The following is a 22,522-nucleotide window of genomic DNA, read 5'->3' on the forward strand; positions in this document are numbered from 1 at the left end:
CACAAAACACCGTTTTGAGGTTGTAGATAGAACTGACGAAGTCAGCTCAAAACACCGTTTTGAGGTTGTAGATAGAACTGACGAAGTCAGCTCAAAACACCGTTTTGAGGTTGTAGATAGAACTGACGAAGTCAGCTCAAAACACCGTTTTGAGGTTGTAGATAAGACTGACGAAGTCAGTCACATATATACGGCAAGGCGACGCTGACGTGGTTTGAAGAGATTTTCGAAGAGTATAATCTTTCTCGAATCGCTATTGCCCCTTTTTTGTCCCCTGAAACCAAGTAGGAGCTAAGACTAGCTCCCTTATCTAAGTATCGGAATACGGCTGTTCAACTAAATTTTAGCAAGAACTTCTCCCCCTTCTCTCAGTTCACAGAAGCGTTTTATACATACCGTCCTATATTTCATGAACAAGACGTTTTCAGGCTAGCATCCTATCAGACAATTTATTTTAAAGATAACCGTGACTCAGGATCACTTCTATCTGTCGTTTTCTCTTTATAGTGATAGACCTCACGGGATAAGTCGTACATCTATCCTCGTTTATACAAGATATGAGGACGTTAAAAGGTTACAGTGAAAATAGAAAACCTTAGTCCAAATTCAATTACTCTCGTGCTTTATGTATATAGGTTACGACTACCTTTTTGGAATTTAGAGTTTTGAGCTCCCTTATCCACTATATACGCCTTACTATCACGTTCCTGTTCGTAGAGCCACGATTTCGCTATCCCTTCCTCTGACGATTCTTATTTCCAGCGTCAGACTTAAAACGGTCTATCCCCAGACCGTTTTAATCCGCTACCTCACGATAGTCAGGCTTGGGAATCGCTATTTGACTCGCCGATAACTTTGACATCAGATATACTATAACAAAGTGAAATAAGAATTAAACAATTTAATTTTGAAATTCAAATCAATTGATAACAATATTTTAGAAGATATGCTGTGCTATTCCAGATTCAGTTTGCTATACATCCCGTCGTACCACAAAATCCCGTGTCTGATGAGGCACGGAATTTTTTTATCTTCTTTACTGAGATGGATTTTCCTTTTTAGTTCGTGCCAATCTCAAGGCACGATTTGGATTGAGACGATTAAATAGTTCTTCCAATTTCTTTTCATTCCAAACATCTGCAGCGGAAACGAAATTTCCATCCGCATCTCGGAAAGATATCGGTTTATCTCCCATACCAGTCTCCTAGTCTACAAATTCAAACTCAAATTTACCAATTCGGACCAAGTCACCATCTTTAGCACCACGCGCACGAAGGGCTTCATCAACCCCCATACCACGAAGCTGGCGAGCAAATTTCATGACTGATTCGTCACGATCAAAGTTGGTCATATTAAAGAGTTTCATCAGTTTTTCACCAGAAAGCACCCATGTTGCATCGTCATCACGACTAATTTCAAAGGCTTTTTCTTCCTCGTCAAAGCCGTAGTATGCTTCTTCTTCCATATCTGACTCGTCGTAGAGCAAGAATTCTGGTGTCTTGTCTAACAATTCAGCTGTCGCATCCAAGAGCGTTGCCAAACCTTGATTGGTCAATCCAGAAATCGGGAAGATAGCTGGTAACTCTTCAAATTCATCGTAGTTTTCAGCCAATTTCTTCTTGAATTCTTCAAGATTTTCCTGACTCTCAGGCATATCCATCTTATTGGCTACGATAATCTGTGGACGCTCCATGAGACGAAGATTGTATGACTCCAGCTCTTTATTGATCGCTAGGTAATCCTCATAAGGATCACGTCCTTCGCTAGCTGACATATCAATAATATGAAGGATGACACGGGTACGCTCGATGTGACGGAGGAACTGGGTTCCCAGACCAACACCTTGACTAGCCCCTTCAATCAAACCTGGCAGATCGGCTACTGCAAAGGATTCACCTGATTGAGTACGAACCATTCCTAGATTTGGTACAATAGTCGTAAAATGGTAGGCACCGATTTTTGGTTTAGCAGATGTAATAACACTTAAAAGAGTTGATTTCCCTACAGATGGGAATCCAACTAAACCAACATCTGCCAAGATTTTTAGTTCCAATTGTAACTCACGTTCCTGACCTGGTTCTCCATTTTCAGAGATTTCAGGTGCAGGATTTTTTGGTGTCGCAAAGCGGATATTTCCACGTCCACCACGTCCACCGTGAGCAACGATAAATTCTTGCCCGTGTTCTATCAAATCTGTCAAAACCTTGCCAGTCTCTGCATCACGAACAGTCGTACCTTGTGGCACTCGAACTCTAAGGTCATCAGCACCACGACCATGCATCCCTTTGGTCATCCCTTTTTCACCAGAATCAGCCTTGAAATGACGATTGTAGCGGAAATCCATCAAGGTACGCAAACCTTCGTCTACAACGAAGACCACATTTCCTCCACGACCACCGTCACCACCCCAAGGACCCCCATTAGGGACATATTTTTCACGGCGAAAGGCAACCATGCCATCACCACCATTACCAGCCTTGACCTTGATCTTGGCTGTATCTAAAAACATACTCATTTTTTCTTCTCACTTTAAAAAAGGGCTGGGAAATCCCAGTCACAAAATTTTCTTGAATCTATTTTATAGATTACTGAGGGCACCAATTGCAGTTGCAAAAATTCCCAATAAACTTGCTACTAGCATGATAATCACGATAAACAAGGTTATTTTCTCAAACATAGTTTTTTTACGATTTCCATTATCTCCAAATGCCATTTTTTTCTCCTTCGTTACATTCTATTTTCTATTATCTTAGCATGAATTCAGCTAGTTTTCAATAGTCAGTTGCTACTGGTGCAATAATCCATAAAATGATATAGGCTACAATTCCAGCTCCATAACCAAAAGCAAGAACACCCCATATTACACGAACAATAGTGGGATCCATATCAAAATAATGAGCCACTCCAGCACAAACACCTGCAATCTTTTTATCATGACCACTTCTCATTAATTGTTTTTTCATAGCTGTTTCTCTTTCTATTCTTCACTGTTTTTCCAATAATCTCTGATGCTGATTAACTGTGTTTTTGATGCCTTCAGCATGCGTCTAGAGCCTTTTACCGGTACAGCGACCACCTTTTGCGGTAGATACAAAACTGTCTTAAAGATACGCTGACTGACCGTATCATCTTTTGCTAAATCTTTCTGGAAGTTATTTGAAATTATGGCATCCAGATAAAACTCATGCACTCGTTTCCCAAAGTTCTCAGCTGAAATCTCGTACAATTTCTCTGATAAGGTATGCTCATTCATATCTGGCGTTGCAATCAGGGCTTCCAAAATAGCGCCAGCCAAGTCATGTTCTCCATAGTACAAGGTTCCAAACATTTTATCACTGATAAGATTGTCCAGATAAGGATTTCCATGAGCAATGACAGGCGTTCCACTGGCCAAGCTTTCCAAGTATGTCAAACCTTGCGTTTCACTTGTCGATGCCGAGATGAAAAAATCTGCCGCCTTATAGTAAAGAGCGGTCTCACTAGGAGCAATCATCCCTGTAAAGACAACAGAGTCTTCAATCTCTAGTTTCTTGGCTTGCTCTTTAAGGTCATCCAGATAAGGACCATCCCCAGCAACCACCAGTTTGACCTTGTCTTCCTCTTTCAGAACTTCTGCAAAAGCTGCTAGTACTGCCTGAATATTTTTTTCATAGGAAATTCTGGAAAGACTAAGCAACATCTTTTCATCATCTTGAATCTCTAGTTTAGTACGCAGTTCTTTCAGATTTTCTTGCTTTATTTCCGGACGCTCAAACTTAGCTAACTCAATACCAGTTGGAATAACCCGCTTTTCAACCTTGACTTTATAGTCAGATAGCAAGTCTCGGACAACCTCACTCGGGCAAATCACCCCATCCACATCATGCAAAAAACCTCTAACCAGATACTTGACCATACTAGGACGAATCAACATCCCCTTAGCAATATAATGTACATAGTCTTCGTATTGGGTGTGATAGGTATGAATAACGGGAATTTTCAGTTCTCGCGCAATCCAAATTCCCAACAGGCCAAGAGAAAATTCTGTCTGAGTATGGATAATATCCAGTTGATATTGTTTAGCAATTTCAAGCGCCTTGCTGAAGCCTCGATAGGCAAAGCGGCGATCCTTAAAAGCAAAAAAGGGAACACTTGGAATACGGATAATTTGCCAATCTTCGTAGCGATTGACATCCTTATCTGTCGTCGTAAAGATAAAAACAGCATGCCCCTGCTTTTCAAGTTCTGTTTTCAAGGTTCGAATACTGGTCGCAACACCAGAAACCTGAGGAAAATAGGTATCTGTAAATAAACCAATTCGCATAGATTACCTCACTTTTTACTTTCTCCCTAAAGCGGCTTGTTTCTCATAAAAGTCCAACCAGATTTGTAACAGATGCTCTTCTGAATATTCTCTGGAAATATTCTTAGCCTTTTCTTTGAGGTCTTTTAAGGCAGCAGGATTCGCTTGATATTCCAGAATAGCTTCTTTCATCTCTTCTCTATCTGCTGTCGCCCGATAATTTCCCTCTAAAATTACCTTATAGAGATCCAAATCACGCAACATGATAGGAGCTTCACAACTAGCAGCCTCTAAAATCGTCATCGGAAAGAGCTCATTGTAACTAGGAAGCAAGAAAAGATCCGCTAGGGCATACAATTCGCGCATCCGCTCTGGCGATACAATACCTGGAAAAATCAAATTTTTAGGGGGATTCTCCATCATTTTCTTGTAACGTTCATAACCATCTGTCATACCACCAAAAGAGAAACCACCAGCCCAGATAAAGGTAATCTGAGGCAATTCCTCAGCCAGACGGATAAAATCATCAATCCCTTTGCGCTTCTGAACTTGACCAGCACCTACTACGATAAACTGATTGTCACTAAGACCTAGCTCTGTACGCAGTCTCGCTACCTCTTCCTGTGGAAGGGGATGCCATTTTTCCTTGTTGACAAAGTTAGGGATATATGTCACTTTCTCACGTGGAATACCAGCTGCCACCAAATCCTCGATAAACATCGGATTGACCACAACCAAGTGCTCCATCCGGTTGTAAAAAGAAAATACATAGCGTTTAACAATTCCCTTTAAGAAAAATGGAATTTTCAAACTCCCCTCAAGTGTATCAGGCAAAAAATGCACATAGCCAATTTTTCTCCCTGAGCGTTTCTTTTGAAATGTTGATAAATAATAGGGGAAATCAATTGTATGAAAGTGAGTCACATCTGCCTCTATTGGAAGATTTTCTGTAACAATCAATTGGTCCTTGGCATCACGGTGAAGAAGACGAACTAATTCACGGTAAGCACCTGAAACTCCTTGTCCTGCTACTTTCTCACTTGAACTCAACATATTGATGCGTAATTTCTTTTTTTCCATAACTACTATTATATCATTTTCTTTGAATAAAATCAGCAAAAGAAAGGAGAGACTAGAGGAAAAGAGGGGAAATTTCCTCCGCTTTCCAAGGGTCTCTCACATGCTTTTATATGTTTACTTAATGCCTAGGGCAATGCGTGCATAGCGACTCATTTTTTCAACGGTCCAGGCTGGATACCAAACCAATTTAACTTCGGTATCCGTTACTTCTGGAACCTCTGTCATAGCATCATAAATCTGATCCGTCAAAAGGTCAGCTAGGGGACAACCCATAGTTGTCAAAGTCATATCAATCTCTGTTTGTCCTGTGTCGCCGTCAAAACGAATCTCATAGATCAAACCAAGATTGACAATATCGATTCCCAACTCAGGGTCAATAACTTCTTCCAAGGCTGATAAAATTCGTGTTTTGATGTTTTCAATTTGCTCTTCTGTATAAGCCATATTCATCCTCACTCTTAGTCTTCAATAAAATCACGAAGCGGTTTGCTGCGACTTGGTTGGCGTAGTTTTCTCAAAGCTTTAGCCTCAATCTGACGGATACGCTCACGAGTTACGTTAAAGACTTTACCCACATCTTCAAGGGTACGCATTTTTCCATCATCTAATCCAAAACGTAGACGCAAAACATTTTCTTCACGGTCTGTAAGAGTATCCAAGACCTCATCCAACTGCTCACGCAAGACGATACGAGTTGTATAGTCCACTGGATTTTCAATCACTTCATCTTCGATAAAGTCCCCAAGGTGACTATCATCCTCTTCACCAATTGGAGTTTCAAGGGATACCGGTTCTTGAGCAATCTTCAAGATTTCACGAACCTTATCAGGTGTCATATCCATACGTTCAGCGATTTGTTCTGGTGTTGGATCTTGTCCCAATTCTTGAAGGAGATTCCGCTGTTCGCGAACCAATTTATTGATGGTCTCAACCATATGAACTGGGATACGGATGGTACGAGCTTGGTCCGCAATAGCACGAGTGATAGCCTGACGAATCCACCAAGTTGCGTAAGTTGAGAACTTGAATCCTTTAGAATAATCAAACTTGTCAACAGCCTTCATCAAGCCCATATTTCCTTCTTGAATCAAGTCAAGGAACTGCATACCACGACCGACATAGCGTTTGGCTATAGAAACAACCAAACGAAGGTTGGCTTCCGCAAGACGTTGTTTGGCTTCGATGTCACCCGCTTCAACAGCCAGTGCCAATTCTTTTTCCTCTTCATTGGTCAAGAGAGGAACGACACCAATCTCTTTCAAGTACATACGGACAGGGTCATTGACCTTAGCCGAAGTTGACCCAATCAAGTCCTCATCGCTGAGTTCTGGTTCTTCTTCAGTACTAAGAACACGCGCACTTGGATTTCCTTCGTTATCTGTGATAGAAATTCCCGCATCCTGAATCCGTTGCAAGAGATCTTCAATCCCATCAGCGTCCAAGGTAAAAGGAACGACAAGACTAGCATTGATTTCATCATCTGTTGCTGTCCCTTTTTGCTTATGATTACGGATAAATTCTGCTACTTGTACGTCAAATGTTGTTACTTCTTTTTGTTTTGTTGCCATTATTACTCCATTCTTCTCTTTTGGGAAATTAAACGTTCCAATTCTTCTAGGGCTGTGTCTGTATCTCCTACATGGCTAGCTTCCTGCACCTTCTTTTTGATTCTCATATTGTCCTGATTCAAGAGAGCCTTGTTTCGAGTCATTTCTACTTCACTTAATTCCTGCGGTGACATCTCAGCAGGCAAATCCTGAGCTAAGACTTGGTACCAAGCTCTTTCAACTTCCTCTGTCTGTTCTGCTAAAACTTCTGGAGGAAGATTGCCATACTGACCAAGCAAGTCATATAGGACCTGAAATTCAGGTGTAGCAAATGCAAAGTCTTCTCGCAAGCGGTAATCGTTCAAAACAAGAGGGGATTCCATCATTCGATAAAGTAGATGGGCTTCTGCCCTCATAATAGCCGATAACTGCTTGGTGACAGGCATAGTGATTGGCGTCGGTCTGGAAATTCCTTCCATGCGATTCTGCCTTTGTGCCTGACGGCTTTCATTAACAATCTGCTCAATCTGGACATAATCAAAGGACGCCAAACTGTCAGCTAAAATATGAATATAACTGTTTTGAGCAGTGATAGACTTTTCTTGAACAATCAAGGGAGCTATTTTTTCAATAAACTCAATCTGAGCCTGCAGATTTTCACTATTTTCAGGTTTATACTGGTGAATGTAGAACTCAATCGGACTAATACGAGTTTTCGTTAACAGATAGGCCAAATCTTCTGGACCATTTTTTTGTAGATACTCATCTGGATCCAAGTTATCAGGCATGCTGACGATTTGCACAGGCATATCACCAATTTCATCCAGCGCTTTCAATGTCGCAGCTTGCCCAGCCTTATCACCATCATAAACAAGAACCAACTTCTTAGTTAGCCTTTTCAGATGCTCAACATGCTCACGACTCAAGGCCGTTCCCATGGACGCAACAGCATTTTCGATTCCAGCCCGATAGGCTGCAATAACATCCATGAATCCTTCCATGAGGTAAATCTCACTGGTTTTACCAGAAGATTTTTTTGCCCTATCCATATGATATAATTCGTAACTTTTGTTAAAAATTGCAGTCGATCGGCTATTTTTATACTTAGAAGTTTGTGAATCCGTTTTCTGCCAGATACGACCTGAGAAGGCAATAACCTTTCCTTGGTCATTTGTCAGGGGAAACATAATCCGATTGTGAAAGGTATCTACAAATTGATTGGCATCCGAGAGGTAAAATAGTCCCGAATCCAAGAAATCCTCTTCACGATACTGAGCAGACAAACGTTGATAGAGATAGTTTCGTTCTGGAGGTGCCAAACCAATCCGAAAATGCTTGAGCACTTCATCTGTCAAACCACGCTGATAAAGGTAGTTTCTGGCCTCTTCCCCCATGGTCGTTGTCATGAGAATAGCATGATAAAATTTGGCAGCATCTTCATGCATATCATAAAGAGCTTGGTGGGGTGAAGCTGGCTTCTGTTCATTATAAAGCGGTTTTTCTACCTCTATCCCGACACGCTGACCTAAGATTTGGACAGCCTCCATAAAGGGAACCCCTTGGTACTCCTCGATGAACTTAAAGACATCACCCGAGCGACCACAACCAAAACAGTGGTAAAACTGCTTGTCCTCTACAACGTTAAAAGAAGGTGTTTTTTCACCATGAAAAGGACAGAGCCCTAGATAGTTCCGTCCTGCCTTTTGTAAAGAAATCACATCTCCTATGACTTCCACAATGTTGGCATTGTTTTTGATTTCTTCAATGACTTTTTTGTCAACCATACACAATACCTCCATGTTATCATAGTTTACTTTATATAGTATACTTTATTTCAGAAAAAAAGTAAACCATTTCACTCATTTTCCCTACTTTATTCAAAGAGCTGATAATAATCAGAGATTTTCATTTTTGCTTTTTCTTCTTGTTTCAAATCTTGGATAATTCGTCCTTCTTTCATGACAATCAAACGATTGCCATATTTGAGAGCATCTTCCATATGATGGGTAATCATAAGGGCTGTCAACTGATCCTTCTTAACAAATTCATCCGTCAATTCCATGAGTGCGACACTGGTCTTTGGATCAAGGGCTGCAGTATGCTCGTCTAACAAGAGCAATTCTGGGCGCTTCAAGGTTGCCATCAAGAGACTCAAGGCCTGTCTTTGCCCACCTGATAAGAACTCAATCGGTGTATTCAAGTGTTTCTCAAGACCATTCCCTACTTTTTCAATAGTTGTCTGAAATTCATCCTTATAGCTAGTCAAGCGTCGTGGAAATAGTCCACGTTTTTCACCACGAAACTTGGCAATCAAAAGATTTTCAGCTACTGTCATACGAGGAGCTGTCCCCATCTTAGGATCTTGGAAAACTCGAGACAAATACTTAGCTCGCTTCTCTGGTGAAAACTTGGTAACATCTTCACCCAAGATACGAATAGTTCCACTGGTTAATGACAAGGTTCCTGCAATAGTGTTAAAGAGGGTCGATTTCCCAGCACCATTTCCACCTAAAATCGTGATAAAGTCCCGTTCAAAAATTTCTAAGGAAACATCATTTAAAATAATCTTTTCTTCATCAAAGCCATTTTTAACGACTTTGGTTGCATTTTTTAATTCTACAATTGCTGTCATTTGCTTAATTTGGCTCCTTTCAAGATTGTTTGCTTAAATGTTGGAATCATGAGACAGACTGCTAAAATCACGGCGCTGTACAAACGAAGGTAACTTGTATTAAAGCCAAGCGCAATAACTGCCCACACTAAGAATTGATAAGCGATAGAACCTACAACGATGGTAACCAGACGTTCTGCCAAGCTCAAACTCTTGAAGATAACTTCTCCAATAATCAAACTTGCAAGCCCCACAACGATAACTCCGATTCCTCGAGATACATCGGCATACCCTTCTTGCTGGGCAATGAGAGCTCCTGCAAGGGCAATCACACCATTTGATAAGACCAATCCCATGAGCTCCATGCGTCCAGTATGAATCCCGAAACTTCTAGCCATATCAGGATTGTCACCTGTAGCAATATAGGCTTGTCCGAGTTTGGTGTCCAAGAAAAAGAGCATGAGAGCAATGACAAGACTGACAAAGATAAGACCTGTCAAGAGTTGGTTCAAGTCTGAATCAAAAGGCAAAACATCCTGAATTTGCTTGGTTCCAAGCAGGCCTAAATTCGCACGTCCCATAATCAAGAGCATGATAGAGTGACAGGAAGTCATCACCAAAATCCCTGAGAGCAAGGTTGGGATCTTCCCTTTTGTATAAAGAAGTCCTGCTGCCATTCCAGCCAAACAACCGGCTCCAACAGCAACAAGTGTCGCTAAAAAGGGATTTACACCTTTGGTTATCAGAGTGACAGCAACAGCTCCCCCAAGAGGGAAGGAACCTTCTGTCGTCATATCTGGAAAGTTTAAAATCCTAAATGTCATAAAGATTCCCAGACCTAAAATAGCCCAGACAAATCCTTGAGAAATAATAGATAGTATCATCTGTTTCTTAACCTTTTCTATATGATTTCTATTGTAAAAAATTGGAGGAGATGTCCCCAACTCCTCCATTACAGATTATTCAATCACTTGTCCTGCTTCTTTTAAAACAGATTCAGGAATCGTAATACCTAGCTCTTGTGCCAATTTTTTGTTAATTACTGACTTACCAGTTGAAAATACATTGACTGGAGTATCCGCTGGTTTTGCACCTTTCAAGACTTGTGCAATCATTTTACCAGTTGCCACACCAAGGTCATGTTGGTCAACTACAACTGATGCCAAACCACCTACTTCTACCATAGCTGTCGCACTTGGATAAATTGGTTTCTTAGAACTTTGATTGCTAGAGACAACCGTTGGAAATCCTGATGCAATGGTGTTATCAATCGGAACCCAAATAGCATCTACCTTGCTAGTCATAACAGTGACAGTTGAGGCAATTTCATTTGTTGAAGGAACTGCAAATGTTTCCACTGTCAGACCTGCTTTTTCAGCATAAGCCTTAAATTCTTCGACCTGTGTTTTTGAATTGTCTTCGCTACTTGAGTAAAGAGCTCCGATTGTTTTCACATTCGGTGTCAGAGCCTTGATGAGTTCAACTTGTTGTTGAGCTGGATTGTGGTCAGATACCCCTGTAACGTTGCCACCTGGTTTTTTCAAATCTTTAACCAAGTTAGCACCAATTGGGTCTGTAATAGCGGCCATGATAACAGGTAGGTCTTTTGTGGCACTAGCTAAACCTTGAGCAGCTGGTGTTGCAATACCAACCACAAGGTCATTTCCATTTGCAACCAATTGTTTACTCATTGTCGCAACCTTACTTTGGTCACCTTCTGAGTTCATAAAGTCGATCTTCAACTGGTCATCTTTATATCCTTCTTCAGCAAGTCCAGCTTGAATCCCTTTATAAATCAAATCAAGGGATGGATGGCTCACAAATTGAAGCACACCAATCTTGGTTATTTTCTTCTCATCCTTATTATTCTGAGATTCTGGTTTATTCATTGAAGAGTAAATCAAGCTTCCTGCTACTAAGACTGCTAAGGCAGCGACAATTCCAATTAAACGTTTATTTTTCATTCTGTTTCTCCTTTTTAATTCCTTTAAAATACTTCACTTATCTAATACTCTTCGAAAATCTCTTCAAACCACGTCAGCGTCGCCTTACCGTAGGTATATGATACTGACTCTGTCAGTTCTATCCACAACCTCAAAACAGTGTNNTGCGGCTAGCTTCCTAGTTTGTACTTTGATTTTCATTGAGTATAAACAAGCGACGCCATCGTTTTCTTTCCATACTAACCTCCATCAAAAAAAGTCCTCACACAAAAAACTTGTGTGAGGACGTCGATGCGCGGTACCACCTCAATTATAGGGAATTTCCCTATCGCTCTGTCTCGCAATAACGAGATGCACTGTAAGGTGTGCTCACCGAATTTTTATGATTTCAAATTCTAAATAACATTCAGCCCAATTTTCATCATCGCCACTTATCTGTTTTCAGCTACCACAGACTCTCTTGAAAGTTTGTACGATTACTTTTCTGAATGGTTAAATTATATCATTTTTAAACTACTTGTCAATAGTCTATTAGAATTTTTTTCATCTTCACTTTTGAAAATGATTAGCCTGAATTACGCAATCCTGTTGCAATTCCGTTGATGGTGATATGAATCAATCGTTCTTGATCACTGGACAATTCTCCACGACGTTGGCGTTTGATCAACTCCAACTGAATATAGTTGAGAATATTAAAGTAAGGCATACGGTAATCCAGACTAGCTTTTAGATATGGATTGTCAGCTAAGAGTTCGTCATGTCCTTCAATAGCCAGGATAACGTTCTTAGTAACTTGCCATTCATTTAAAATAGTCTCATAGATGGCCTTAACTTGCTCGTCTTCACAAAGTTTAGCATATTCAAAAGCAATATTCATATTTGATTTTGACAAAACCATATCAACATTTGAAAGAAGCGATTGGAAGAAAGGCCAATTTTGGTACATATCTCGTAAAATAGCAATATTTTCTGGATTTTTATCGATAAATTCCTTGAAGCTTGAACCAACCCCGTACCATCCAGGGAACATAACACGACTTTGTGACCATGAGAATACCCAAGGGATGGCACGCAAACCACCGATTTCAGTAATCGTCTTACGGGCAGCTGGGCGAGAACCAATGTTAAAGCTTGAAATAGCCTTGATTGGACTTGACTCGAAGAAATAATCATAGAAATGCTCATTACCAAAGACCAAATCACGGTAGATATCGTAACTACGGTCCACTACTTGATCCATAATGGCTTCATAACGATTTGAGGTATTGGTATCGCTCTTCTTCTGAGTAATCATACGGTTAATAGCTGCCGATACTAGCATTTCAAGGTTATAGTAAGCAGCGTCTTTATTACCGTATTTATTGCCAATTACTTCACCCTGCTCCGTCAAGCGGATACGATCCTTGATAGACTTGAGCGGTTGAGATGTGATGGCTTCATAGGTTGGCCCACCACCACGACCGACAGTCCCACCACGGCCATGGAAGAAGGTAACCTTAACGCCAAATTCATCTCCAATAGCAGTCAATTGTTGTTGAGCCTTGTAGAGGGTCCAACATGATGACAAGTAACCGCCATCTTTATTACTGTCAGAGTAGCCCAACATGATTTCTTGATAGTTATTACGTGAAGCAATCCATTTTTTGGCAAGAGGAAGAGAAAGATATTGTCTCATTGTTTCCTCTGAATGATCCAAGTCTTCAATTGTTTCAAAAAGGGGAACAATCTGAACACGCGCCCTTTCCGTATCCACCAGTCCTACTTCTTTTAATAGAATAGCTAATTCTAGCATATCAGAAAGGCTGGTTGCATGTGAAATGATGGTCTGACGGATGACATCATCTCCCAACTTATCTTTCAAAACACGAGCCGTCTTAAAAATAGCTAGTTCTTTTGCTAATAATTCTGATTTCTCTGCGTGAGTCGCAGAAAGAATTCGGGGATCTTCTTCTAACTCTTTCAAGAGAAGGTCACATTTTTCTTCTTCGCTCAACTCGCTATATCGAGAATGAATTCCTGCTGATTTCAAGAGTTCTGCCACACAGGCTTCATAGACGCTAGAGTCTTGTCGCATATCAATTGATGCTAGGTAAAAACCAAATATCTCTACTGCCTGCAATAATTCCACAAAATCACCTGAAATCAAGGACTCGCTCTTATTTTCTAGTAGAGAATCTCGAATGGCAATCAAATCCTTGTAGAAATCATTGGCGGTTTCATAACGAGTCCCAACTTCCTTATCCTCAATCAGATAGGTTTTTGTTGCTTGGATTTTTGATTGAATATCAAACAAGGCACGACGGTAAAGCTCTTTTTCGCGGTAAATCGAGTTATCCTTGGATTGACGAGCCATTTCTCTGACTTGCTTACTTACATTGACAATGCTAGTTGAAAGAGAAAACTCACGATAAAGTTGGTAAATCTTTTCATCATAATAGTTCATGATGACTTCACACTGAGTGAGTGCAGACTGTTTCAAGGTATCTGCTGTAACAAAGGGATTACCATCACGGTCTCCACCAATCCACATACCCATGGTGATTGGCTTAGCCTGTTTTAAATTCAACCCATGTGCTTGCGCTAAGCGCTTATACTCCGTCGTCAAGTGAGGTACAGCTTTCAAAAAGGAGCTGTTGTAATATTCCATAGCATTCGTGATTTCGTTAGTCACTTTTAATTTTTTCTCACGAATCATGTCTGTCTGCATAATAATTTCGATGTAACGACGCAAATCATTGTGCCATTTTTCTTTATTGATCAACCCCAACTTAACATCACGGTATTTACGCAAAAGACTATGAATATGATTTGTTAAATCCAACATACTTTTGCGTTGCACTTGTGTTGGATGGGCTGTCAAAACAGGGACAACATTCAAGTGTTCAAGAATTTCAACGGCATTTTCTTTTTCAGCAACCATTTTGATCGTTGTAGATAATTTACCTAAATAGTCCTGATCAATATTATTTTGATGATTGATTTCATAAGCTAAATCCACATCCTCTGAAATATTAATCAAAAGAGGTAAGATTGAAAAATAGCGTGAAATATAGACCATTTCATCATTTGATAAGCTAGTCACTAGACGGTTTAGACCTTGATAATCTTCCTGCGTTGATAATTCTTTCAACTGCATGATTTTTTCAAAGGTCTCTGGGGCAAGCATATTTTTAGTAATATCTTCCAGCAATTCTGTTAGAATCAATACTTCTTCTTGCACAACACTTTTATTACTATAATTTTCTAATTTTTGAAGAGACATAGACTATCCTTTCTTTATTCTACTTCACAGAAGGTTCATTGGTTGATTTTCCAATTCTCGGTACAACTTAGCGCGTTTTTCACTGGCATCAATATTTAAGACAAAGGCCACTGCCACTGACAAGACTAGAAGACTGTTTCCACCCTGGGATAAGAAGGGAAAGGTTACTCCTGTAGATGGAATCAAGCCCGAAATCCCTCCGATATTGACAAATACCTGAACCAACATCATCCCTCCGACACCGAGTGCAACCATGGCATTGAAAGGATTCTCCGCTCGGATACCGACCAAGATAATCCGCAAAATCATGAAAAACAAGAGAGCTAAAATCAGACTGGCACCAACAAAGCCAAATTCTTCAATCACGATAGAAAAGACAAAGTCTGTATGAGCTTCTGGTAAATAACCTCGTTTTTCAATCGAATTCCCAAGACCTAGACCAAACCAACCGCCATTGACCATGGCAAAATAAGAATTAGATAACTGGTGACCCGCATCCGCACGATCGGCAAAAGGATTAAAAAAGGCACTAAAGCGCTTGGCCACATAGCCAAATACTGGAATTTTTGAAAAGGTCTCAACACCGATTAGGCTGATAGTGGTCAAGACAAAGACAGAAGCGGCAGATACGAGCGCCAGAATGGTTGAAAACCAACGATAAGCGATTCCACTAACTGTATACATAATCAAGGAAACCAATACTAAAATAGTCGCATTTCCTAAATCAGGGAAAATTCCCAAACTTCCAATCAGAACCAGGAGAACGAATCGCCAATCATTAAAAGCACGGGGAAGCCATTGATTTTGAGTCAAAACTTGAAAATCATAAATAGCTATTTCTTCTTGCTGTTTGGAGAATCGGTGAGCCAAATACCAAATAATAATGATTTTTAAGTACTCAGCTGGCTGAATAGTTACTCCTGCAACCGAAATCCAACCGTATGCCCCGTTCACGGAAATACCAATAAAACGAGCCAAAAACAATAAAACCATTTCTATCAATATAACTAAAATGATTAGTCGCTCATTTCTCAAAAAATCTAGTCTCAATTTATAAATTAAGGCAATCAGTATCAAACTAACAATCCAAAAGATTCCTTGATTTCGAACCAATTGCAAGGCGCTCTTGCCTTCTTCAATTAAAATAGCGCTGGTGGTCGAATAGACCACAATCAAGCCCAAAATAGATAAAAGCAAGTAGGGAATCAAGATGGAATAATTTAATAAGTGCCTCTTACTAATCTTCATAGTATCACCACTCTACTAGGATACAGACAAATCTGTTCCAAATTCCGTTTTATTTTCTAGTTTTGATTGCTATTATACCATTTTTTCAGAAAGAAAAAAACTCTTACCTTACAATCCTTCGAATTTTACTGTTTTTTATAATTAGGGCAGAATTTGAAATCGTAAAACCATTTTGAATAAGAGTTGCTTCAACCCATTGACTCCGATGGATTAAGTTGCTTTCGTGAATACTAAAATCAGCCGCAATTTGTTCATAAGTGCGCTATTCTCGCATGTATTGAATAGTTACCTTGAGGAGATAGTCTAGGCTTAATTTGGGTTTTCGTCCACCTTTTGCGCGTTTACGTTGATAAGCTGTTTTTAACACAGCTAACATCTCTTCAAAAGTCGTGCGCTGAACACCTACAAGGCTCTTGAAACGGCTATCGCTTAATTGCTGACTTGCTTCAGAATTCATAGTTTTATTGTATTATATTTTGTTTCGCAGAAAGTCTATTATTCCTTTCGTTCAAAGGTTTTTACGCTTTTAGCAACAAGCTTACACACTGAGCGTTTCGGACTTACCGTATCGTTTCGTCGGTTTTCCTCTTCATTCTACGAGTCCTATCGAATGGGAGAACATTTACTTCTACTTCGCTGATACCTCAGCTTGTACAAGCAGTGATACTGCCTCAACATGGTAAGTCTGCGGAACTCAAAAGGTTTGGGGAACCTTTTGAGGATTAACTACGTTTCTCTAACAAACTTACACATTCGACATGATGCGTCTGGGGAAATAGGTCAACCGGCTGTACTTTCTTCAACTCATATCCCAACTCTTGGTAGAGTTTGATATCACGTGCCATAGTTGCGACATTACAAGAAATATAGGCAATGCGATCAGCTCCTGTTTGGCTACTTGCCTTGATAAAGCTTTCGGTTAAGCCCTTGCGTGGAGGATCAACCAAGATAACGGTTGGTTCTATTCCATCTTTAAGCCAAGTCTTCATAGCATTTTCAGCTGTGTCGCAGACATAGTAGGCGTTAGTAATGCCGTTCAAGCTAGCATTTTTCTTGCTATTTTCAACCGCTTCTGGAATGACTTCAACACCATAAACTTCTTTGACATGTTTAGCAACAGAGAGGCCAATTGTTCCAATACCAGAATAAGCATCGATAACCACATCATCTGCTCTTAATTCAGCAAAGTCAATGGCTGTTTGATAAAGTTTTTCAGCCATTTCAGTATTGACTTGGTAAAAAGCGGGTCCAGCGATTTGGTAGTCATTTCCCAACATTTGGTCGGTAATATAGTCTTGTCCATAAAGTGTGCGCCATTCCTTACCAAAAATAGCATTAGTGTTCTGGTCATTGATATTTTGCATAACAGACACAATATCTGGGAACTGCTTGATTAGTTGTTCAATCAATTGCTCTACACGAAAAATCTTCGGACGAGTGGTCACCAAAATAACCATGATTTGTCCTGAATAGTGTCCACGACGTACCACAAGATTTCGAATCAAGCCAGATTGTTCCTTTTCATCATAAGGTTTCAGGTCATAACGACGGAGCAAGTCACGTAGAGCTACTACTACCTCATCAATCACAGGATCTTGGATAAAGAAATCTTCCAGAGGCATGAGGTCGTGGGAATTCTTACGGAAAAATCCTGTTTCTAAGATAGCATTAACACGACGAACAGGGACCTGTGCTTTGTTGCGGTACTTGACTGGATTTTCCATACCAAGCGTCTCAGCAACCTCTACATCAGCAATTCCAGCAATCTTGTATAGACTGTCCTTGACTTGCTTAGTTTTAAACTTGAGCTGTTCTGGATAAGAAAGGTGTCCTAAATCCGCGATTCCTGAACGCAGGTAAGCCAAATCTAGATCTTGATTACGGTGTGGTGACTGGACAAGGTATTTTTCAACTTTTCCAAAGCCAATCTTTTTATTGACCTTGAGGACACGCATGAGAATTTTTTCACTCGGTAAAGCATTCTCTACAAAAAAGACCAAACCATCCACCTTGGCCACTCCTGCACCTTCATGGGTCAAGTCAACAATTTCAACTTCTACAATATCATTTTTCTTTAACATTCTCTTCTCTTTCTATTGGCCGACAAAAAAGACGGCAACGTTACGGTTACCATCTATTATACCATGATTTTTCTTAAGAACCAAAACTCTTGAAGAAGTTGACAATGGCTTGCCAGAGGGAGCTTAAGAAGTTCCCACCGTCCTCTAGCGCCTTATCCGCATCAAAATTAAGGTTGATATTTTTAAAACTGTCGCCAGCTTGTGAAACAATACTTTGTTTAAGGTCATTTAGGGTTTTAGTGAAATCTGCATTGCTGAGGATATCACTCTTTGAGAGATTCAAAGCAAAATTGATGATGATATTGATTTGGTTTCCTGTTATAACCTGATCAAGTTTGTAATTTTTCAAGGTATCTTCAACAATTTTACGGACATCTTCCTCTGTCAGATTTCCCTTGCTTTCTTTAGCTTTGGCGAGTCCTGACTTGATATCGGCTAGGGCAACGTTTAATTTATTAGCATCATAGCCTGATTTGTCCTTATTTTCAGCATTGATATCTGACAAAGCCTTTAGCTCTTCTTGAGCCAAATCTTTATTGGCCTGCGGCACCTTGGCTCCATTAGCTTCTAGCGAATAATAAATCCCTGCTAAGGCACTCTCACCTGTAACTGGAATGGGTGCTGCTACAGTGATTTTGGCATGTTCCACTCCCAGCGTTACGGCTGCGTTTCGGTACATATCCTGCGTCACCTTAGTAATGTTTTCTGGAGTTTCAATCTTGACCTCAAGTGGTGATTTGTCACCTAGTTTTTGAATCTTGGCTGATGAATACAATTGTAAGCTAGAGTCATTGGCAACATTCATAATCTTAGAATAGACATCAGGTGTCATGGTCTTGAGTTCTTTTGTATCTGTTGAGGCATTGTAGCCTAGTTTTTTAAGGGTTTGATTTTTTTGATCTTCAGACAATGAAGAACCTAGGACATATTCAGGTTGGACATAGGTTTCATCGATAACTTTTTGAACATCTGTTGCTGCATGGGCGCTATTCATAGCTGTTACTGCCCACAAGACCGCAGCACTGGTCAGAAAGAGTTTCTTTCTCATAGGGAATTCCCTCCTTTACCTTTCTAGAGTAATATATCTATCTTAAAGAAAACTTATAACAAAAACACCTGGATTAGCCAGATGTTGAAAAGAGAGTGAAACATTTGATGATGTAAAGGTTGAGTTGCACCTGTCTAGAATAATAATAGTTTCCTCCATTTACATAGAGTTCGGCTCCATGAAAAATGGAAATGGGGTGAATATAATTATAAGTCTTTCCAGTGGTATTGCCAAGCAAGGGGGCAACAGTCTCACGAGAGTACTGTTTGGCCAGAGCCAAGGTATTTTCCTTGCCATTTTGTGCGATAAAATCGATATAGGCAGGACCAAAATTATAGGCTTGAACAGCTGTCCAGACATCTACCCCCTGCTTCTGGGCTAGATAGAGATTGTCTGTCAGAGTTTGAACGCCTTGCCGAATGCTAGAGGCATTATCATTGATGGTGTTGGTGGAACCACTTGCAGACTCACTAGACTGCATAACATCGCCTTCTTTTCCTTTTGTTTCGGTATAAATCATAGCGAGCACAAGCTCTTCGTTTGCTGGGGTGTCTTTTTCACTCAAGATTTCTCGCACCATGGGTTGATAGGTCATGACTTGCTTGACATCTTGATGAACGCGGTAAGCTTTGTAGCCAGCAAAAAGGAAGACTGCTAGTACAAGCACTCTTCGAATTCGTTTAAACATTATTTACTTTGGATATCCTCGATATTTTTGATTAAGATAGAGTAAGTTCCATTGTCGTTTTGGATAAACTCAACAGACTCGGCGTCTTGATAGACGTTATTGGGAACGATGAGCTCAATTCCATTTGACAAGGAGAGTTTTTGATTTTCAAATTTCTTTAACTGGCGACTGGCATCAATTTCATCAAATTGAACAGGCTCTGGTACAGCTTCCTTGACTTGATCAATAAAGCTCAAACGAGCCGTCAGATTATTATCAAAAAGGTCGTTAGCCAATTTCTCAGGTGACAATTCATTGCTTTCTTCTAGATTGTTGAAAATCGCTGATTTGACCTTGGATTGAAATTGAAAGTCATCTGTGTTAAAAGTCTCAGCAATTCTCTGGGCCGTTTTTTCCAGTTCTTTGATAGATTTCTTAGGAGAAATCTTAGGGGCGACAGCAAGAAGATTATCTGAAAAGTAATTCAAAAAAGTCCCGTTGTACTTGATTCGTTTTTCAATCAGGTGGTACTTGCAACTCTGAAGATTGACCACCAAGGCCTCGTCAGCACCCGTCCCAAATCCAGGCAGGTTATTCTGAGTTAGCTTGATTGGATTATCAACTTCTCCACCGAGGTGGGTCAAGGTCTCCCGCAGGGCAATTCGCAAGAAAGCAAAATGTTCTACACCTTCTTTAGAAAATTGCGCAAAAATCAAGTCATTGGTCTTGAGATTTTCTGAAATGCTGAACTCCTCTTTCCAGAGATTAGCTAGTGCTACTGATGTCTCCAACAAATCGTCTGTGATATGATTGAAGAAGGGATTTTCTTCCTCGAAAATCCCAGTCTTGGCTTCATCTGAATACACACGTTCAATTTTTTTACGCAGGTATTCTTCGATTTTTGGAGTAATATTGAGAAGCTTATCCGCTAGAAACAGCTCGGTATCAGCCGGACTGAACTGGTGAATAATGGCTTTCTTAATATAAATGTCCATAAAAGTTTTAGTCCTCGTATAATGGGAAGGCGTCTGTCAACACTTTGACTTCACTTCTCACTTCTTCTAAGACAGCTTCATTTTCTGCATTCTTAAGGGTTTTAATGATGAGTTCAGCCACTTTGCGACTTTCTTCTTCACCAAATCCACGTGCAGTAATGGCTGCTGCTCCGATACGAATACCACTTGTCTTGAATGGTGACAAGGTTTCGTAAGGGATTGAGTTTTTATTTAGGGTAATATTGACTTCATCCAGCAAGTTTTGGGCAACTTTGCCATTTTCTACAACCTTAGTCACATCCACTAGGAAGAGGTGGTTTTCAGTTCCGCCAGAAATGATACGGAAATCAGGGTCTTGCAAGAAGACATCTGCCATAGTCTTGCTGTTCTTGATAACATTAGCAGCATATTCCTTGAAGGCTGGATCCAAAACTTCTTTGAAGGAAACAGCTTTAGCCGCCACAACGTGCTCCAAAGGACCACCCTGAATACCAGGAAAAATAGCTGAATTGATTTTCTTAGCTAAGTCTTCATCATTGGTCAAAATCAAACCACCACGAGGGCCACGAAGGGTTTTGTGGGTCGTTGTTGTCGTGATGTGAGCGTATGGTACTGGGCTTGGATGTAGACCAGCAGCAACCAAACCAGCGATATGAGCCATATCTACCATAAGTTTAGCCCCAACAGCGTCCGCAATTTCACGGAATTTTGAAAAGTCGATAATTTGAGAATAGGCTGAAGCACCTGCTACGATTAGTTTTGGTTTGACTTCTTGGGCTTGTTTCAAGATAGCATCAAAGTCCAAGAGTTCTGTTTCAGGATCCACACTATAAGAAACAAAGTTGTAGGTTTGACCTGAGAAACTAACTGGAGCTCCGTGGGTCAAGTGTCCACCTGCTGCTAAATCCATCCCCATAACGGTATCACCTGGCTCAATCAAGGCCATGTAAGCCGCACAGTTAGCTTGGCTTCCTGAGTGAGGTTGGACATTAGCGAATTTAGCGCCGAAAATTTCTTTTGCGCGTTCAATGGCAAGAGTCTCTACCACGTCTACCACATCCGTTCCACCATAATAACGGCGGCCTGGGTAGCCTTCGGCGTATTTATTCGTCAAGATAGACCCTTGAGCTGCCATAACAGCCTTGGAAACTACGTTTTCCGAAGCAATCAACTCGATATTGTTTTGCTGGCGTTCTTCTTCTTTGGCAATAGCATTCCAGAGATCAGCATCGTATGCTTTAAAATCATCTTTATCAAAAATCATAGGTCTTCTCCTTTATTGTGTGACTAGTCCATTAGTTTAATTTTCTTATTAGAAAATCAAACTAAAAGATGCGAATAAACCGTTTCTGCACTTTATCACAAGTATAACCAACTTTTTCATAAAATGCATGAGCTCCCAGACGATGATCGGCAGAGTTTAAACGGATAAACCCATAACCACGTCTTTTGGCTTCTTCTTCCAACCCTTGTAGTAAACTTTTACCAATACCTTGACCTTGCGCTTGAGGTGAAACTGCTAAGGCTAAGATATTAAATCCTGCTTTGGAATAGAGTGATTCGTAAACTTCAGCGTGGACATATCCAAGCAAGGCATGACTAGCTTCATCCTCATAGCCAAGTAGAAAATGATGTGAATTCTGAGATAATCTAGCTAATTGACTAGCCGTTTCATCTGGACTAAAAGAATAACCCAAAGCCTCTTGGTTGATGTCACATATAGCTTTCACATCTGTTTCTTGCAAATCTCTTAGCATT

21 protein-coding genes, 1 pseudogene and 1 other annotated feature are annotated in these 22,522 nt (G+C 40.3%); of the genes and pseudogenes, 1 reads left to right on the forward strand and 21 read right to left on the reverse strand.

What is annotated here, in order from left to right; all coding sequences use genetic code 11:
- Window positions 1-208 (forward strand): hypothetical protein (locus HT697_RS09235; protein WP_173263029.1); only part of this gene is annotated, 208 nt, incomplete at its 5' end.
- An 828-nt stretch (window positions 209-1,036) separates the two neighbouring features.
- Here the strand turns inward: HT697_RS09235 and HT697_RS09240 are convergent.
- From HT697_RS09240 to HT697_RS09340, 21 genes and pseudogenes are all read right to left on the reverse strand, one after another.
- Entirely contained in the window at window positions 1,037-1,195 is a 159-nt protein-coding gene (locus tag HT697_RS09240) for a hypothetical protein (protein WP_001808548.1), read from the reverse strand.
- 9 nt (window positions 1,196-1,204) lie between these two features.
- Window positions 1,205-2,515 (reverse strand): GTPase ObgE, encoded by a 1,311-nt coding sequence (gene obgE, locus HT697_RS09245; protein ID WP_173263032.1) that lies wholly within the window; start codon window positions 2,513-2,515, stop codon window positions 1,205-1,207.
- Window positions 2,516-2,578: 63 nt separating this feature from the next.
- Window positions 2,579-2,713 (reverse strand): DUF4044 domain-containing protein, encoded by a 135-nt coding sequence (locus HT697_RS09250; protein WP_000863859.1) that lies wholly within the window; start codon window positions 2,711-2,713, stop codon window positions 2,579-2,581.
- 58 nt (window positions 2,714-2,771) lie between these two features.
- Window positions 2,772-2,948 (reverse strand): PspC domain-containing protein, encoded by a 177-nt coding sequence (locus tag HT697_RS09255; protein ID WP_173263053.1) that lies wholly within the window; start codon window positions 2,946-2,948, stop codon window positions 2,772-2,774.
- A 29-nt stretch (window positions 2,949-2,977) separates the two neighbouring features.
- Window positions 2,978-4,303, reverse strand: a complete 1,326-nt coding sequence (locus HT697_RS09260) for a glycosyltransferase family 4 protein (RefSeq protein WP_173263035.1) — start codon at window positions 4,301-4,303, stop codon at window positions 2,978-2,980.
- A gap of 15 nt (window positions 4,304-4,318) precedes the next feature.
- On the reverse strand, window positions 4,319-5,362 hold the full coding sequence (cpoA, locus tag HT697_RS09265; RefSeq protein WP_033676884.1) for an alpha-galactosylglucosyldiacylglycerol synthase: 1,044 nt from the start codon (window positions 5,360-5,362) through the stop codon (window positions 4,319-4,321).
- A 114-nt stretch (window positions 5,363-5,476) separates the two neighbouring features.
- Window positions 5,477-5,806 carry a metal-sulfur cluster assembly factor gene (locus HT697_RS09270; protein ID WP_000331925.1) on the reverse strand — a complete coding sequence of 110 codons (330 nt, stop codon included), beginning with the start codon at window positions 5,804-5,806 and terminating at the stop codon, window positions 5,477-5,479.
- 14 nt (window positions 5,807-5,820) lie between these two features.
- Window positions 5,821-6,930 carry an RNA polymerase sigma factor RpoD gene (rpoD, locus tag HT697_RS09275; RefSeq protein WP_000201907.1) on the reverse strand — a complete coding sequence of 370 codons (1,110 nt, stop codon included), beginning with the start codon at window positions 6,928-6,930 and terminating at the stop codon, window positions 5,821-5,823.
- Between the two features lie 2 nt (window positions 6,931-6,932).
- Window positions 6,933-8,693: a DNA primase gene (gene dnaG, locus HT697_RS09280; RefSeq protein ID WP_173263038.1), complete on the reverse strand. Its 1,761-nt coding sequence runs from the start codon at window positions 8,691-8,693 to the stop codon at window positions 6,933-6,935.
- An 89-nt stretch (window positions 8,694-8,782) separates the two neighbouring features.
- Window positions 8,783-9,541 carry an ABC transporter ATP-binding protein gene (locus tag HT697_RS09285; protein WP_173263041.1) on the reverse strand — a complete coding sequence of 253 codons (759 nt, stop codon included), beginning with the start codon at window positions 9,539-9,541 and terminating at the stop codon, window positions 8,783-8,785.
- Window positions 9,538-10,404, reverse strand: coding sequence for an ABC transporter permease (locus HT697_RS09290; protein WP_004234420.1), 867 nt, complete (start codon window positions 10,402-10,404; stop codon window positions 9,538-9,540). The genes HT697_RS09285 and HT697_RS09290 overlap by 4 nt, the downstream gene beginning before the upstream one ends.
- Before the next feature lie 75 nt (window positions 10,405-10,479).
- A complete protein-coding gene (trpX, locus tag HT697_RS09295) occupies window positions 10,480-11,484 on the reverse strand; it encodes a tryptophan ABC transporter substrate-binding protein (protein WP_173252950.1) in 1,005 nt (334 codons plus the stop codon).
- Between the two features lie 257 nt (window positions 11,485-11,741).
- Window positions 11,742-11,959: a binding site (T-box leader), on the reverse strand.
- A gap of 69 nt (window positions 11,960-12,028) precedes the next feature.
- A complete protein-coding gene (gene ppc, locus HT697_RS09300) occupies window positions 12,029-14,725 on the reverse strand; it encodes a phosphoenolpyruvate carboxylase (RefSeq protein WP_173252953.1) in 2,697 nt (898 codons plus the stop codon).
- Between the two features lie 24 nt (window positions 14,726-14,749).
- On the reverse strand, window positions 14,750-15,973 hold the full coding sequence (locus HT697_RS09305; protein ID WP_061439109.1) for an FtsW/RodA/SpoVE family cell cycle protein: 1,224 nt from the start codon (window positions 15,971-15,973) through the stop codon (window positions 14,750-14,752).
- 142 nt (window positions 15,974-16,115) lie between these two features.
- Window positions 16,116-16,430: pseudogene (locus tag HT697_RS09310) on the reverse strand (transposase family protein); the annotation flags it as partial.
- 265 nt (window positions 16,431-16,695) lie between these two features.
- Complete coding sequence (gene rlmD, locus HT697_RS09315) at window positions 16,696-18,054, reverse strand: 23S rRNA (uracil(1939)-C(5))-methyltransferase RlmD (RefSeq protein ID WP_173252955.1); 1,359 nt, start codon at window positions 18,052-18,054, stop codon at window positions 16,696-16,698.
- A gap of 73 nt (window positions 18,055-18,127) precedes the next feature.
- A complete protein-coding gene (locus HT697_RS09320; protein ID WP_042751122.1) occupies window positions 18,128-19,102 on the reverse strand; it encodes a DUF1002 domain-containing protein in 975 nt (324 codons plus the stop codon).
- 73 nt (window positions 19,103-19,175) lie between these two features.
- Entirely contained in the window at window positions 19,176-19,790 is a 615-nt protein-coding gene (pmp23, locus tag HT697_RS09325; RefSeq protein WP_173263044.1) for a cell wall hydrolase Pmp23, read from the reverse strand.
- The gene (locus tag HT697_RS09330; protein WP_173263047.1) at window positions 19,790-20,764 is read right to left on the reverse strand and encodes a nucleoid-associated protein; all 975 of its coding nucleotides are present in this window, start codon (window positions 20,762-20,764) and stop codon (window positions 19,790-19,792) included. Before HT697_RS09330 ends, pmp23 begins: the two co-directional genes overlap by 1 nt.
- A 7-nt stretch (window positions 20,765-20,771) precedes the next feature.
- Entirely contained in the window at window positions 20,772-22,028 is a 1,257-nt protein-coding gene (gene glyA, locus HT697_RS09335; protein ID WP_173252958.1) for a serine hydroxymethyltransferase, read from the reverse strand.
- Between the two features lie 61 nt (window positions 22,029-22,089).
- Entirely contained in the window at window positions 22,090-22,521 is a 432-nt protein-coding gene (locus HT697_RS09340; protein ID WP_101506923.1) for a GNAT family N-acetyltransferase, read from the reverse strand.
- Window position 22,522: the final 1 nt, after the last annotated feature.

The sequence above is a fragment of the Streptococcus sp. 1621 genome, assembly GCF_013276615.1.
In the GTDB taxonomy this organism is placed as follows: Bacteria; Bacillota; Bacilli; order Lactobacillales; family Streptococcaceae; genus Streptococcus.